Genomic DNA, 14,182 nt, shown 5'->3' on the forward strand with positions numbered 1-14,182 from the left:
CTACAGGCAAGCCTTGCCCGACATGCTGAGCCAGGTCAATCCCCTCTGCGACGCCACCAAGAGCGCTTAGAATCGAGGCCCGAGCGGCCCTGCGCCTCCCCCGCGTGAGACCCGGCGGCACGGGAGAAGGAGATGCCGAGGGAATCGACCTCGGTGCGGAACGCTTCACTCCCCTGCAGCAGCTCACTGGCCCGCCGCGACAGGTCGGCGAGCTCATCGCGGCCGACCGCTGGCCCCACATGGAGCACCACCCGCAGCTCCGGTCCGGTCAGCCGGGCCTCCGGATCGCCAGGCACGAGGTCGACACCGAGCACCTCGACCAGCTCTGCCATGACCCGAGAGAGCTCATCGGCGACCACGGGGTTGACCCACGGAGCGACCCACTCTTGCTCTTGCGCGATCGCCCACACCGCAGGTCGACGGACGACGAACTCCGTGTCACTCGTCGCGTCGACGACGATGAGGTCGCTGCCCTCGGCCGCAGCGGAGATGGCGGCACGTTGCATGAGCGCCGGGACCGGGCGGGCGGTCGGGTTCCACCGCTTCATCGCATCAGCCGACGTGAACACGGGAAGGACGGTGCGACCATCCGGACCGGCGACGGTCACGATCGAGAGATCGGCGCTCTTGTCGACGGTGGCACCTTGCTCGTTGACACCGGCCTCGCCGAGCTTCGCGACGAGAGGGATGAGCACTCTCGCTTGACGGAGAGCGTCGACGACGGCGTCCGGCCCGGCCTCGCGTGCGCGAAAGCGCTGCATCGCGGCGAGGAACGCTGCGGGCGCGGTGCCGTCGTCGTCACGGAAGGGGTTGTCGCCGAAGGTCCGCCCCGACCAGCTCTGGCCGGCCGAGTCAGCTTCGCTCGGGTGGAAGTGCTCAGGCAGGGACGGCATGGGTCAGCGCCTCTCGATTCAGGACGAGACGTCGAGCGCTTCGACCAGCGTGAACGCCCCGGAGTAGAGGGCCTTGCCGATGATCGCACCTTCGAGCCCCTGCGGGACCAACCCACGGAGAGCGACGAGGTCATCGAGACTCGAGACGCCGCCGGAGGCCACGACAGGTCGATCGGTGCGGTCGAGGATGTCGCTCAGGAGCTGCAGGTTCGGGCCCTGCAGCGTGCCGTCCTTGGTCACGTCGGTCACGACGTAGCGAGCACAACCGGCTTCTTCAAGACGCTCGAGCACTGTCCAGAGGTCGCCGGCATCGCGCGTCCAGCCGCGGGCCGCGAGCGTCGTGCCCCGCACGTCCAGACCCACGGCGATCAGCTCGCCGTAGCGGGCGATGACACTGGCGGCCCACTCCGGGTTCTCGAGCGCCGCGGTACCGAGGTTGATGCGGCTCGCACCGGCTTCGACCGCACGCTCGAGCGACTCGTCGTCGCGGATCCCGCCGGACAGCTCGACGTTGACGTGCTTGGCGGCCCGGATGACGCGCTTGATGACGCCGCGGTTCTCACCGCGCCCGAAGGCGGCGTCGAGGTCGACGAGGTGGATCCACTCGGCGCCCTGCTCGATCCAGTCCTCGGCCGCATCGACGGGGTCGCCGTAGTTCGTGGCCGAGTCGGCTTCCCCCTGGACCAGGCGGACGGCCTTACCACCCGCGAGGTCGATTGCGGGGAAGAGCACGAGCTCCGGTGACGTGTTGAATTCGCTCACGAGCGTTGGTTCCTTGTTCTCGTTCAGAGGCGCCTGGACGTCGACGCCGGAAGGTCAGGCCCTGGCCGTCCGGGCAATAGCGTATCGGCAGGCAGTCGCCACGCGCGCCGAGGCGATCGGCCTAGGCCCGCGTCGGGAGCGTCTCGATCCAGTTGCGGAGCAGGCGAACGCCGGCCTCGCCAGATTTCTCGGGGTGGAACTGCGTGGCGGAGAGCGGGCCGTTCTCGACGGCCGCGATGAAGCGCTCGCCGTGCTCCGCGTATGTGACGAGCACCGGGCGGGCCTTGGGATGCGGCTCGAGCGGGAGCTCGTGCGCCGCGTACGAGTGCACGAAGTAGAAGCGCTCATCGGCGATGCCCGCGAAGAGCTTGGAGTCGGTCGGCGGCTCGACGAGGTTCCAGCCCATGTGCGGAAGCACGTCGGCGTGGAGCTCGGTCACTTCCCCTGGCCACTCGCCGAGGCCCTCGGCGCGCTCCCCGCCCTCGATGCCGCCGTCGAAGAAGATCTGCATGCCGACGCAGATGCCGAGGACCGGGCGACCGCCGGCGAGGCGCCTGCCGACGATCTCGCCGATGCGCTGCCGGTTGATGGCTTCCATGACGTGCGCGAAGCTGCCCACGCCCGGGACGACATACCCGTCGGCGTCGTAGGCCGCGGCGCGGTCGGCGGTGAGCTCGACGTCGGCTCCCGCCGCTTCGAGCGCCTTGACTGCCGAGTGCACGTTGCCTGAGCCGTAGTCGGCGACGACGACGCGCGGACGGGCGGGTCCGGTCACAGGGCGCCCTTCGTCGAGGGGATGCCGACGACCTCGGGGTCGAGGCGCTTCGCAGCGCGGAACGCCCTGGCGAATGCCTTGAACTCTGCCTCGGCGATGTGGTGGGGGTCGCGCCCGCGGATGAGTTCGACGTGCACGGTCAGACCGGCGTGGAAGGTGATCGCCTCGAAGACGTGGCGCACCATCGCCCCCGTGAAGTGACCGCCGATGAGGTGGTAGACGAACGCGTCCGGCTCCCCCGTGTGCACGAGGAACGGTCGCCCTGAGATGTCGACGACTGCCTCAGCCAACGACTCGTCGAGCGGAACCCGCGCGTCGCCGTACCTGGCGATACCGGACTTGTCGCCGAGGGCCTGCCGGATCGCCTGACCGAGGACGATCGCCGTGTCCTCCACCGTGTGGTGCACGTCGATCTCCGTGTCGCCCGTGGCGCGGACCGTGAGGTCGGTGAGCGAGTGCTTCGCGAAGGCCGTGAGCATGTGGTCGTAGAACGGCACCGACGTCTGGATGTCGGCGATGCCGGTGCCGTCCAGGTTCAGGCTCAGCTCGATGGAGGACTCGCTCGTTGCTCGCGAGAGCGTCGCAGTGCGTGGCGTCGTGGTCATCCCTCCAGCCTAGGCCTTTCCGGCGTTCGTGATCTCGGCGAGAGCGTCCAGGAACGCGGACGTCTCCGCCCGTGTACCCGCCGTCACCCTGAGCGTGTTCGGGATGCCGACGTCGCGGACCAGGATGTCGCGTTCCAGCAGCCGAGCGAAGGTGTCTGCCGGGTCATCGACACCCCCGAAGAGCACGAAGTTCGCCCCGGACTCCCAGGGCGTGAAACCGAGCGCCGGGAGCTCTGCGAGAAGGCGGTCCCGCTGCTCGCGGATGGCGTCGACCTGCTGCAGCATGATCTCGGAGCACTCGAGTGCGGCGGTTGCCGCGGCCTGGGTGATCGCAGACAAGTGGTAGGGAAGGCGGACCAACCGCACGGCATCCACGACGGCGGAGTCGGCCGCGAAGTACCCGACTCGAGCACCCGCGAACGCGAATGCCTTGCTCATGGTCCTCGAGACGACGAGCCGCTCGCGCCCGGAAAGCAGCGAGAGCGCGGTCTCCTCGCCGTCTGGGAGGAACTCGGCGTAGGCCTCGTCGACGATGAGGATGCCGTCGGTCGCTTCGTAGGCCGCGGCGATCACGCTGAGGTCGGTCGCGGTGCCCGTCGGGTTGTTGGGCGAGCAGATGATCGTGATGTCGGGCTGCTCCCGCTCGATGGCCTCGGTGACGAGCTCTGCGGTGATCGTGAAGTCACCGGCGCGCGGCACTGGCACCCAGGTGGACCCCACACCTTGGGTGAGCAGCGGGTACATCGAGTAACTGGGCGTGAAGCTGAGCACACTCCGGCCTGGCCCCCCGAAGACCTGCAAGAGCTGCTGCATGATCTCGTTGGAGCCGTTCGCCGCCCACACCTGCTCGGGAGAGATGCCGTGACCCAGGTAGACACTCAGCTGCTCCCGGAGTGCGGTGAACTCGCGGTCCGGGTACCGGTTGAGACCCGGGAGCTCGCGAGCGATCGCTTCGATGATGCGTCTTGCGACGACCTCTGGAACCTGGTGCGGGTTCTCGTTGACGTTGATGGCGACGCGCACCGGTTGCTGAGGCGCACCATATGGGGTGAGTCCGCGAAGGTCGTCGCGGATGGGCAGGTCTTCGAACGAGGTCACCGGACAAGCCTACGACGAGGCCCCCACCACGCCCCGGCCGAGGTGTTCGTCGACGACATGTACGACGTCAGTCGAGCGGGAGCGCGAGGCGCTGGCCGGCCTGAACCGTGCCGTTCTCGAGCGCGTTGAGCTTGGAGATCTCGACGATGACGTCGCGGACATCTGCGTCGCCCGCGACCTCCTCGGCGATTCCCCAGAGAGTGTCGCCCGCGCCGACCGTGACGTACTCGAACTCGACATCGGCTGTCTCGTTCGATGCCGCTGCAGAGGTCATGTGCGTGGCGCCGAGCGCGATGGCGGCGGCGACGGGCAGCGCGGCGAGCGCCAGGACGACCCGGCGGCCTCGAGCGGTGAGGCGGAGCGGTGCGGCAGTGTTGTTCATGATTCCTCCTGATTCGTCCACATCTTCGAGCGGTCGAATGTATGTACTGAATATAGCTACGAACAAAGTGTCAAGTCAAGGTCGAACGTTCGAATCTGCCGAACTTTCCTCCACAACACTCGAAGAAATGTTTCGTAGCTGCGTGCACCCTCGGTAGGGTTGGCGCTATCAGGCAGTGCACCACCTGCCACCGACATTCCGTGTCGGAGAGCGGACGGAGACGACATGGCCAAGAAGCCAGCGAGTGACATCTACAGAAAGCTGACCGAGAAGCAGGAGCGCATCCTGACCTGCATCATCGAGTCGGTTCGCACTCGCGGGTACCCGCCGAGCATGCGGGAGATCGGCGATACGGTCGGGCTGGTCTCGCTCTCGAGCGTGACCCATCAGCTCGGGCAGCTTGAGAAGTTCGGCTACATCAAGCGGAACCCGGGCATGCCACGCGCTCTCGAGGTGCTCGTGCACTTCGACCATGCCGACGATGGCGACTCGAACGACACGGCGGAGGCCGCCTTCGTACCCGTCGTGGGTCGCATCGCAGCCGGCATCCCGATCACGGCTGAGCAGCAGGTCGAGGATGTCTTCGCGCTCCCCCGCCAGATCGTTGGCAAGGGCGAGCTCTTCCTGCTCCGCGTGGTCGGCGAGTCGATGATCGACGCCGCCATCTGCGATGGCGACTGGGTCGTGGTGCGGTCACAGCGCACTGCCGAGAACGGCGACATCGTCGCCGCCATGCTCGACGGCGAGGCCACGGTCAAGACCTTCCGCAAGCGGGACGGACACATCTGGCTGCTCCCCCGCAACAGCGACTTCGAGCCGATCCTGGGCGACGAGGCTGAGATCCTGGGCAAGGTCGTCGCGGTGCTTCGATCCATCTGATCCTCTCCAGAGAAGACCCGCCTGAACGCAGAAGAGCGGCAAGCCCATCGGGCTTGCCGCTCTTCTGCGTTCAGTGCTCAGTCGCGCTGCAGCGACTCAGCCCGCGACGGTGAACTCTTCGAACAGGCCGAGCTGGTCGGGATTCACTCGCGCCTTGAGGCGCGTGCCACCCTCCTCGTGACCCAGCTCGAGCACAGCACCGCGCTCGTGGAGGTAAGAGACGAGGTCGCCGCGTTCGAACGGCACGAGCACGTCGATCGTGACCTCCGGCGTCGGAAGCAGTTCTGCGATTCGCGCGAGCAGCAGGTCGATGCCCTCGCCGGTGTGCGCAGACACGAAGATGCCGTCATTCGCGAGGCCCTGCAGTTCAAGGCGGCGATCGCTGTCGACGAGGTCGGCCTTGGTGAAGACGACGATCTCCGGGACGTCGTGCGCCTCGACCTCGCCGATGACGTCACGCACGGTGGCGAGCTGGGCGGCCGGGTCCGGGTGCGAGGCGTCGACGGCGTGCACGATGACATCGGCAGCCTGCAGCTCCTCGAGCGTCGATCGGAAGGCCTCGACAAGCTGGTGAGGCAGGTTGCGCACGAACCCGACGGTGTCGGCGATCGTGTACGGGCGGCCGTCTTCCGTGGATGCCTTGCGCACCGTCGCGTCGAGCGTCGCGAAGAGCACGTTCTCGACGAGCACACCTGCGTGGGTGATGCGGTTGAGGAGGCTCGACTTGCCGGCGTTGGTGTAGCCGACGATGGCGACGGCCGGCACCTGGTTGCGCTCGCGAGTCGCGCGCTTCACGTCGCGCGCGTCCTTCATGTCCGCGATCTGGTGCCGGAGCTTGGCCATCTTCGTGCGAATGCGGCGACGATCGAGCTCGATCTTCGTCTCACCGGGACCTCTCGAGCCCATGCCGGCTCCGCCGCCGACCTGCCCACCGGCCTGGCGGGACATCGACTCACCCCAGCCTCGGAGGCGCGGGAGCATGTATTCCATCTGCGCCAGCTCGACTTGAGCCTTGCCCTCTCGGCTCTTCGCGTGCTGAGAGAAGATGTCAAGGATCACGGCCGTGCGGTCGATGACCTTGACCTTGATCTCGTCCTCGAGCGCACGCCGCTGGCTTGGCGCGAGCTCCGTGTCCGCGACGACCGTGTCGGCTTCGAGGGCCGCGACGATCTCCTTGAGCTCAGCGACCTTGCCTCGGCCCAGGTACGTGGCCGGGTCCGGGTTGGGTCGCCGCTGGAGCACGCCGTCCAGGACGACGGCGCCCGCCGTCTCCGCGAGAGCGGCCAGCTCCTGCATGGAGTTCTCGGCCTCCTCGAGGGAGTTGCGACGGTAGACCCCGACCAGGACAACCCGCTCAAGACGCACCTTGCGGTACTCGACCTCGGTGACGTCCTCGAGTTCCGTGCGCAGGCTCTCGACGCGCCGCAGGGATTGGCGCGCCTCGCGTTCGAGCTGGTCACCATCGGATTCGCCGTCGTACCCCGTGCTCGCACCGTCCTGCAATGCCTGCGCACGCCCGGACGAGAACAGGGTCATGGTCGCGCCCGGCTCTCTCGCCGCTCGCAGGATTCGGTCGATCGCGTCGTTGCTCTCGCCTGGAGGAGTTTCAGAATCTCGCATATTCGTACGATTCTACGCCGGTGCTAGCGTCTAGGGGTGACCGCTCAGCATTACTTCTCAGCAACCCCAGACGGCCCGCTCGAGCGGCGAAGCATCCAGGTCAGGCTCCGGGGGCACGCCGCGACCGTCACCACGGCCGGCGGCACCTTCAGCCCGGAGCACCTCGACCGAGGCACGCAAGCTCTCCTCGCCGCCGCCCCGAAGCCTCCAGCAACTGGCACGGCGCTGGATCTCGGCTGCGGCTGGGGCGCGATCAGCCTAGCCCTGGCGCTCGAGTCGCCCGAACTCGATGTGTGGGCGGCCGATGTCAACGAGCGAGCGCTCCTCCTGACCCGTGAGAACGCGGAGAACCTCTGCCTCCATCGGATCAGGACATCCCTGCCAGCCGATGTCCCCGCTGACGCCCGCTTCGACCTCATCTGGTCCAATCCGCCCATCAGGATCGGCAAGGACGCGCTTCATGAGCTGCTCATGGACTGGCTTCCCCGCCTCAGCGCAGACGGGGAGGCATGGCTCGTCGTCGCGAAGAAGCTCGGCGGCGACTCGCTGCAGGCCTGGATCGCGAAGCAGTTCGGCCCGGAGCTGTCCGTCGAGCGCCACTCGACGGACGCCGGATTCAGAGTGCTGCGGGTACGGCGAGCTCAGTAGCGAGGTCGTCCTCGACAACGCCGGTGAAGGCGATCTCAGCCGGCCCGGACAGGAACACGTGCTCGACGCCGTCGACAGGTGCGACGGTGACGTTGAGGACGCCACCCGGGACTCGCACGGACCACACGTCCGGCGCGCCTGCGCCAGCCCAGGAGCGGACAGCAAGCGCCGATGCAACGGCGCCTGTTCCGCAGGAGAGCGTCTCGCCGACACCGCGCTCGTGGACGCGCATCCGAATGTGCCCGACCCCGTCCTGGACGAGCTGGTCGTGCGGCACCACGAACTCGACGTTCGCGCCGAGCTCGGGGGCAGGCTCGATGAGCGGGGCGTGGAAGAGCTCGAGACGATCCAGCTCCTCCTCACTCGAGAGGGCCACGACGACGTGAGGGTTGCCGACATCGATGCCGAGGCCCGGGCGGGACACACCGATGTGCGGCACGGTCACCAGCGGCTCTCCGCCATCCAGACGCCACGGACCCATGTCAACGCGGAAGCCGTCACCCTCGCGCTCGACGATCCGGAGTCCAGCGCGGGTCCCGATCTCGAGGCGCTCGCCCTTCGCCAGCGTCGCCAGCCCGGTCTCGGTGAGGAACCGAGCGAAGGCGCGGACACCGTTGCCGCACATCTCGGCGATGGATCCGTCGCCGTTGCGGTAGTCCATGAACCACTCTGCACCGGGGTTCACGGCCTGCAGCTCGCGGCCCTCTGCAAGGTGCGCGGAACGGACGGCGCGGATGAGCCCATCGCCGCCGACGCCGAAGTTGCGATCGCACAGCCGCGCCACCCGCTGAGGCCCGAGCTCGAGTTCGCCATCCGGGTCGGAGACGAGGACGAAGTCGTTGCCGGTGGCCTGCGCCTTGGTGAACGCGAGTTGTGTCATGGCGTCAATGCTACGGACATCTGACCCGGCCCGTGCGCAGCGGACACGGCGTCAGAGTCCGGCTGCTTCGATGATGCGCTGGGCGGCGAAGCTCTCGCCGCTGTGCGCGCGAACGGCTCTGCTGTAGCGACGGAACCACGAGACCTGTCGCCTCGCGTACTTCCGAGTGAGGAGCTGCGCCTCCGCGATCGCCTCGGCCCGAGACGACTGGCCTCGAAGTTGCGCGAGCGCCTGCTGGTAGCCGATGGCTCGTCTCGCGGTGGTGCCGCGTTCGAGGCCCGCTTCCGCCAGCATCTCCGTCTCTTCCAGGAGTCCGCTCTCCCACATCCGCTCCACCCTGGCGTCCAGCCGCGGCGTGAGCACTTCGCGGTGCTCTTCGACGACGGCGAAGGTCACGTCCCGCCAGGTCGCCTCCTGGTCGGGCAGCTGCGCGCTGAATGGCTCGCCGGTGACCTCGATCACCTCGAGCGCGCGCACGAGACGACGGCCGTTCCGCGCGTCCATCGTGGCTGCGGCGGTCGGGTCCTGCTCGCGCAGACGTGCGAACAGCGGGCCAGGTCCGTCGCTCTCCAGCTCGGCCTCGAGTCGCGCGCGGACCTGCGGGTCGGTTCCAGGGAAGCGCAGATCGAAGCACACGCCAGCGATGTAGAGACCGGATCCGCCGACGAGGATGGGCACGTCCCCTTCGGCCTCGATCTGCTCGATGAGCGCCCTCGCACGTTCCTGGTACCAGGCGACGCTCGCGTCCTCGGTCACCTCTAGGACGTCGAGGAGGTGGTGCCGAACTCCCTCGCGTTCCTCGAGGCTGAGCTTCGCGGTGCCGATGTCCATGCCGCGGTACAGCTGCATGGCGTCGGCGTTGATGATCTGCGCTCCTCGACCCGTGGCGCGAAGGCGCGCGGCAACCTCGAGCGAGAGCCGCGACTTGCCCGTACCGGTCGCTCCCCCGATCGTGATGAACACGGTCAGGCTCGCCGGAGCGTCGGGAGACCGAGCGAGACGCGGCTCTGGGCACCTCCCGGCGCGGGTACCGAGCAGCTCTCCGCGAGCGAACGATCCCAGGCATCCCCCGCCGTCGTCCGGCGGACGTCGAGGTGGGATGAGCGAGCGTCGGCCACGAGATGGAAGGAAGCCGCGGCCGTGATCTCGACGGTCACGACGTCACCGGGTCGCGGACGTTCCACACCAGTCGGCACAGAGAAGTGCACGAGCCTGTTGTCTTCGGCTCGCCCGGACATGCGGTGTGTCTCGCCGTCCTTCTTCCCCTCGCCGGCGCTGACCAGGATCCGCTGCACCGAGCCGACGAGCTTCTCGTTCTCCTCGCGGCTGATGCGGTCCTGCAATGCCATCAGCCGCTCGTAGCGCTCCTGCACGACGGCCTTCGGCACCTGATCCGGCATCGTCGCGGCGGGCGTGCCCGGCCGGATCGAGTACTGGAATGTGAAGGCGCTCGCGAACCTCGAGGCCTCGACGACGCGCATGGTCTCGGCGAAGTCCTCTTCGGTCTCGCCCGGGAAGCCGACGATGATGTCGGTGGTGATGGCAGCGTGCGGCATCTGCTCCCTCACCTTGTCGAGGATGCCGAGAAACTTCGTGCTGCGGTACGAGCGCCGCATGGCTTTGAGGATGCGGTCCGAGCCGGACTGCAGGGGCATATGCAGCTGAGGCATGACGTTGGGCGTCCCCGCCATGGCATCGATGACGTCCTGCGTGAAGGCGGCGGGGTGGGGGCTCGTGAAGCGCACGCGCTCGAGGCCTTCGATCTGGCCGGAAGCGCGGAGGAGCTTGCTGAATGCCTGGCGGTCGCCGAACTCGACCCCGTAGGAGTTGACGTTCTGCCCGAGCAGCGTCACCTCGATCGCGCCGTCGTCGACGAGCGCACGCATCTCGCCGAGGACGTCGCCCGGCCTACGGTCCTTCTCTTTGCCACGGAGAGACGGGACGATGCAGAAGGTGCAGGTGTTGTTGCATCCCACCGAGATGGACACCCACCCGGAGTAGGTCGAGTCGCGCTTGGTCGGCAGGGTCGACGGGAAGACATCGAGTGACTCGAGGATCTCGAGCTGGGCCTCGTCGTTGTGACGTGCCCGCTCGAGCAGGCTCGGCAGGGCCCCCATGTTGTGTGTTCCGAAGACCACGTCGACCCAGGGGGCCTTTTCCAGGATCGTTCCGCGGTCCTTCTGGGCCAGGCATCCACCGACGGCGATCTGCATGCCTTCGTGTTCTCGCTTGATGGCCGCCAGCTGCCCGAGATTGCCGTAGAGACGGTTGTCCGCGTTCTCTCGGACGGCGCACGTGTTGATGACGACGACGTCTGGTTCGAGGCCGTCGGCTTCGACGTACCCAGCAGCTCGCAGCGAACCGGACATGCGCTCAGAGTCGTGCACGTTCATCTGACAGCCGAGCGTGCGCACTTCGTAGCTCCTCGGCGACCCGTCTGGTCTGCGTGCAGCTGGGGAGGGTGCGATGGGTGTGGCTGTCTCGCTCATGATCCGCCAATTCTACGTTCGCTTCACGATGGCGCACTGCCACCGCTACGCTGGCGGGATGCGAGCCATGACCACTGATGACGGCGTCACACCGGCGACTTCTCTTGCTCTCCAGAGAGGGCTGCTGCAGACCGACGCTGGCCGCGTTGAGGCGCGCGGGGAGCGATCGGCTGTCATCTCGGCGCCGAGCGGGGCCCTGTATGTCGGTCCGGCGGGCGGTGAGAACGGAGTCGACGGCCTGGTGCTGAAGGTGGGCGGCGGTCCGCTGCAGGCCGTGACCACGCTGGTCACGGATGAGTTGGGATCCTCGCGCCTCGAGGCTCTGACGATCTCGATGCATGACGAACCGGAGCGCTGGAGGGACGCCCCTCGCGATGAGGCGTACTGGCATTCCCTGCCGAGTGAGCTCCAGGGCGAGGTCCCGGTTGTCGAGCCGCGGCATGGGCTGCTGATCGTCTGCGACGCGGGGCTGCGCGATCAGTATCGGCAGAGCGAGTTCGCGTGGGATCGGTGGGTGGACGAGGTGGTCGCTCCGGCCGCGGCGTCGGACGGGGGGCCCGTGACGGCCGTGGAGTTCGCTGGGCGGACCGAGATGCTCCTGGCCCTCGGGGCGACGTCGTTCCCGTCGGGTGCTGCGGTGTTCGCTGGTTTCGATGCCAACCTGCAGATCGCGGCCCTGCACCTGGCACCCGTTGCCGAGCGGGAGCAGGAGGCCGCGATCGTGGCGGTACGCCGTGCTCGCGCGGCGCTTCGGGACGGCGAGCCGTCACGCGCGGCGACGCAGGCGATGGCTGCCATCTCGGCACTGGAAGCGGAACGCGACTTGCGCGCCGCAGGTCGCGTGGGCTTCGTGCTGGCTGAAGCACACGATCGGGCTGGTGCTCCAGCCGCAGCCCGGCGAGCCCTCGAGGAGGCTCTGGTCCGCCTCGAGGTCGCCCGCGACGCTGAGGGGCAGCGCGTTGCGCTGGCGCTACTCGACGGGAGTGACGCCGAAGAACACGCCGGCTGAGCCGCTCGACGGGCGGCGCGTCCTGGGACCTCCCTGGACGGCTTCCCTGGCGGCGGCGAACGCGACGCCTGCAGAGTAGCCGCGCCTGGAGAGGAACCCGGCGATGCGTCGGATTGCCGCGTCGGGCTCGACCCCGGTCACTCGCCTGGCACGTTCAGTGGCGAGTTCGGTGGCACGTTCGAGTTCGTCGTCGCGATCGATCTCGGCGAGCGCCTCCTGGATCGCTTCCGTGGAGAGGTGCCGGTCGCGAAGTGTCCGCTCGACGCCCTGGATGCCCGACCGCTTCTTATCTCTGGCCTTGTGCACGAGCAGCTCGGCGAGCCTGAAGTCGTCGAGGTAGCCGAGCTCAGTGCAGCGTTCGATCACCTGCTCTGTCTCGTCGTCGTCAAGACGAAGCGACGCCTCATAGTCGGCGGCCTCCTCGGAGCCGTCCTCGGGAGCCTGCGCACCCTGAGGGTCCTCGCCCCGCCAGTCGCGGAGCAGGCGCCGGGCCTCCTCGATGGACCGGTCGCTGCGAGCGAGCGCACGGACCAGTGTCTCCTGTGCCTCCTCGACCAGCCGTTGCCGGGATTCCGCGTCCATCCCAGCGGGCACGACGGCCGTGAAAGCCTGTGTCTCGCCTTGCCCGCCTGGGATGGAAACGAGTCTCGTGGCTCCGCCGGTCGAGGGGCGGGACTCTGCCGCAGAGCTGGCAGCGTCTCGCCTCCCCGGACTCGACGGAGCTTGCTCTGTGGCCGGGTCCACCACGTCAGCCTCCGACGCTGACTGGTCGCTCGCCGGTGACGACCCGAAGAGCGGTGTCACCGGAGCGAGCTCGTCGGTCATGCGCCGCGCCGCTGAGCGACCTTCGCCTCGGCGGCGACAGGCGCGAGCGGTGCCTCGACGGCCTCGGCAGGCGAGTCGGCTGGCTGGCCGACACCGAGCTTGGCGAGGATCTTGCGCTCGATCTCCTCGGCGATCTCGGGGTGCTGGATGAGGAAGTTTCGGGCGTTCTCCTTGCCCTGCCCGAGCTGGTCGCCCTCGTAGGTGTACCAGGCGCCCGACTTGCGCACGAGGCCGTGCTCGACCCCGAAGTCGATGAGCGAGCCCTCACGGGAGATGCCGACGCCGTAGAGGATGTCGAACTCCGCCTGCTTGAAGGGCGGTGCCATCTTGTTCTTGACGACCTTCACGCGGGTGCGGTTGCCGACGGCGTCCGTGCCATCCTTCAGGGTCTCGATGCGACGGATGTCGAGGCGGACCGAGGCGTAGAACTTCAGCGCCTTTCCACCGGCGGTCGTCTCGGGGCTGCCGAAGAAGACGCCGATCTTCTCGCGGAGCTGGTTGATGAAGATGGCGGTGGTCTTCGTCTGGCTGAGCCCACCCGTGAGCTTGCGGAGGGCCTGCGACATGAGGCGCGCCTGGAGTCCGACGTGGCTGTCGCCCATCTCCCCTTCGATCTCAGCCTTCGGCACGAGGGCCGCCACGGAGTCGATGACAACGAGGTCGACGGAGCCAGAGCGGATCAGCATGTCCGTGATCTCGAGCGCTTGCTCACCGGTGTCTGGCTGGGCCACGAGGAGAGCGTCGATGTCGACGCCGAGCTTCTTCGCGTACTCGGGGTCGAGCGCGTGCTCCGCGTCGATGAAGGCCGCGATGCCACCGGCACGCTGCGCGTTCGCGATGGCGTGGAGCGTCAGCGTGGTCTTCCCCGAGGACTCCGGCCCGTAGATCTCGACGATGCGGCCGCGAGGGAGCCCCCCGATGCCGAGCGCGACGTCGAGTGCGACGGATCCGGTTGGGATGGTCTCGACGGGTGCGCGCTCGTCGCTCCCGAGGCGCATGACCGACCCCTTGCCGAACTGGCGGTCGATCTGGGCGAGTGCGGCGTCAAGAGCCTTTTCGCGGTCTGCTGGGTTTGGCATGGTGGTGGTCCTCTCGGAATGTGGCGGTCGCCTCTCGGCTGTCGCGCGCTGATGGAGAGCGCTGACGACAAGGCGGATAGGGTTCCTTGGCTACTCGACAATCACGCTAGAGGCGACCACCGACATTCTGTGATCGAGGTCCCTCATCTGTGGACAAGTCTCCGAGGAGTCCGACGTGAACACCCTACGCGCTTCGAACACGACTTCGAACATCCGACAGGCGTGTCGGATGGAAGGC

Annotated in this window: 15 protein-coding genes; 3 read left to right on the forward strand and 12 right to left on the reverse strand. The window is 67.8% G+C overall.

The features are described from left to right. Positions 1-35 precede the first annotated feature (35 nt). The 6 genes from ABVF28_RS01640 to ABVF28_RS01665 form a co-directional block, all read right to left on the reverse strand. Complete coding sequence (locus ABVF28_RS01640) at positions 36-893, reverse strand: SseB family protein (protein ID WP_371029256.1); 858 nt, start codon at positions 891-893, stop codon at positions 36-38. An 18-nt stretch (positions 894-911) separates the two neighbouring features. Continuing rightward, on the reverse strand, positions 912-1,655 hold the full coding sequence (gene priA / locus ABVF28_RS01645; protein WP_104286150.1) for a bifunctional 1-(5-phosphoribosyl)-5-((5-phosphoribosylamino)methylideneamino)imidazole-4-carboxamide isomerase/phosphoribosylanthranilate isomerase PriA: 744 nt from the start codon (positions 1,653-1,655) through the stop codon (positions 912-914). Between the two features lie 121 nt (positions 1,656-1,776). Next, positions 1,777-2,430, reverse strand: a complete 654-nt coding sequence (gene hisH, locus ABVF28_RS01650; RefSeq protein WP_179557567.1) for an imidazole glycerol phosphate synthase subunit HisH — start codon at positions 2,428-2,430, stop codon at positions 1,777-1,779. Further along, complete coding sequence (hisB, locus tag ABVF28_RS01655) at positions 2,427-3,035, reverse strand: imidazoleglycerol-phosphate dehydratase HisB (protein ID WP_104311520.1); 609 nt, start codon at positions 3,033-3,035, stop codon at positions 2,427-2,429. Before hisB ends, hisH begins: the two co-directional genes overlap by 4 nt. 9 nt (positions 3,036-3,044) lie before the next feature. Beyond that, a complete protein-coding gene (locus tag ABVF28_RS01660) occupies positions 3,045-4,133 on the reverse strand; it encodes a histidinol-phosphate transaminase (RefSeq protein ID WP_371029257.1) in 1,089 nt (362 codons plus the stop codon). Positions 4,134-4,200: 67 nt separating this feature from the next. Beyond that, on the reverse strand, positions 4,201-4,515 hold the full coding sequence (locus ABVF28_RS01665) for a LysM peptidoglycan-binding domain-containing protein (RefSeq protein WP_104311518.1): 315 nt from the start codon (positions 4,513-4,515) through the stop codon (positions 4,201-4,203). 225 nt (positions 4,516-4,740) lie between these two features. Between ABVF28_RS01665 and lexA the strand changes: the two genes are divergently transcribed. Next, positions 4,741-5,394 (forward strand): transcriptional repressor LexA, encoded by a 654-nt coding sequence (gene lexA, locus ABVF28_RS01670; RefSeq protein ID WP_104253014.1) that lies wholly within the window; start codon positions 4,741-4,743, stop codon positions 5,392-5,394. A gap of 96 nt (positions 5,395-5,490) precedes the next feature. Here lexA and hflX read toward each other — a convergent pair whose 3' ends face one another. Next, positions 5,491-7,014 carry a GTPase HflX gene (hflX, locus tag ABVF28_RS01675; RefSeq protein WP_104311517.1) on the reverse strand — a complete coding sequence of 508 codons (1,524 nt, stop codon included), beginning with the start codon at positions 7,012-7,014 and terminating at the stop codon, positions 5,491-5,493. Between the two features lie 36 nt (positions 7,015-7,050). Between hflX and ABVF28_RS01680 the strand changes: the two genes are divergently transcribed. Next, the gene (locus tag ABVF28_RS01680; RefSeq protein ID WP_371029258.1) at positions 7,051-7,662 is read left to right on the forward strand and encodes a class I SAM-dependent methyltransferase; all 612 of its coding nucleotides are present in this window, start codon (positions 7,051-7,053) and stop codon (positions 7,660-7,662) included. On the opposite strand, the gene dapF is transcribed toward ABVF28_RS01680, so the two are convergent. From dapF to miaB, 3 genes are read right to left on the reverse strand one after another with little or no spacing between them, the layout of a single operon-like run. Then, positions 7,631-8,542: a diaminopimelate epimerase gene (dapF, locus tag ABVF28_RS01685; protein ID WP_371029259.1), complete on the reverse strand. Its 912-nt coding sequence runs from the start codon at positions 8,540-8,542 to the stop codon at positions 7,631-7,633. The two genes, ABVF28_RS01680 and dapF, sit on opposite strands and share 32 nt — an antisense overlap. A gap of 51 nt (positions 8,543-8,593) precedes the next feature. Next, a complete protein-coding gene (gene miaA / locus ABVF28_RS01690; protein WP_371029408.1) occupies positions 8,594-9,511 on the reverse strand; it encodes a tRNA (adenosine(37)-N6)-dimethylallyltransferase MiaA in 918 nt (305 codons plus the stop codon). Continuing rightward, entirely contained in the window at positions 9,508-11,031 is a 1,524-nt protein-coding gene (miaB, locus tag ABVF28_RS01695) for a tRNA (N6-isopentenyl adenosine(37)-C2)-methylthiotransferase MiaB (protein WP_371029260.1), read from the reverse strand. The genes miaA and miaB overlap by 4 nt, the downstream gene beginning before the upstream one ends. Positions 11,032-11,098: 67 nt before the next feature. Between miaB and ABVF28_RS01700 the strand changes: the two genes are divergently transcribed. Next, positions 11,099-12,040, forward strand: a complete 942-nt coding sequence (locus ABVF28_RS01700) for a hypothetical protein (RefSeq protein ID WP_371029261.1) — start codon at positions 11,099-11,101, stop codon at positions 12,038-12,040. On the opposite strand, the gene ABVF28_RS01705 is transcribed toward ABVF28_RS01700, so the two are convergent. Beyond that, on the reverse strand, positions 12,002-12,865 hold the full coding sequence (locus ABVF28_RS01705) for a regulatory protein RecX (RefSeq protein ID WP_371029262.1): 864 nt from the start codon (positions 12,863-12,865) through the stop codon (positions 12,002-12,004). The two genes, ABVF28_RS01700 and ABVF28_RS01705, sit on opposite strands and share 39 nt — an antisense overlap. Then, on the reverse strand, positions 12,862-13,944 hold the full coding sequence (recA, locus tag ABVF28_RS01710) for a recombinase RecA (protein ID WP_104311510.1): 1,083 nt from the start codon (positions 13,942-13,944) through the stop codon (positions 12,862-12,864). Before recA ends, ABVF28_RS01705 begins: the two co-directional genes overlap by 4 nt. Positions 13,945-14,182: the final 238 nt, after the last annotated feature.

The organism is Pseudoclavibacter sp. JSM 162008, assembly GCF_041366455.1.
Taxonomy (GTDB): Bacteria; Actinomycetota; Actinomycetes; order Actinomycetales; family Microbacteriaceae; genus Pseudoclavibacter.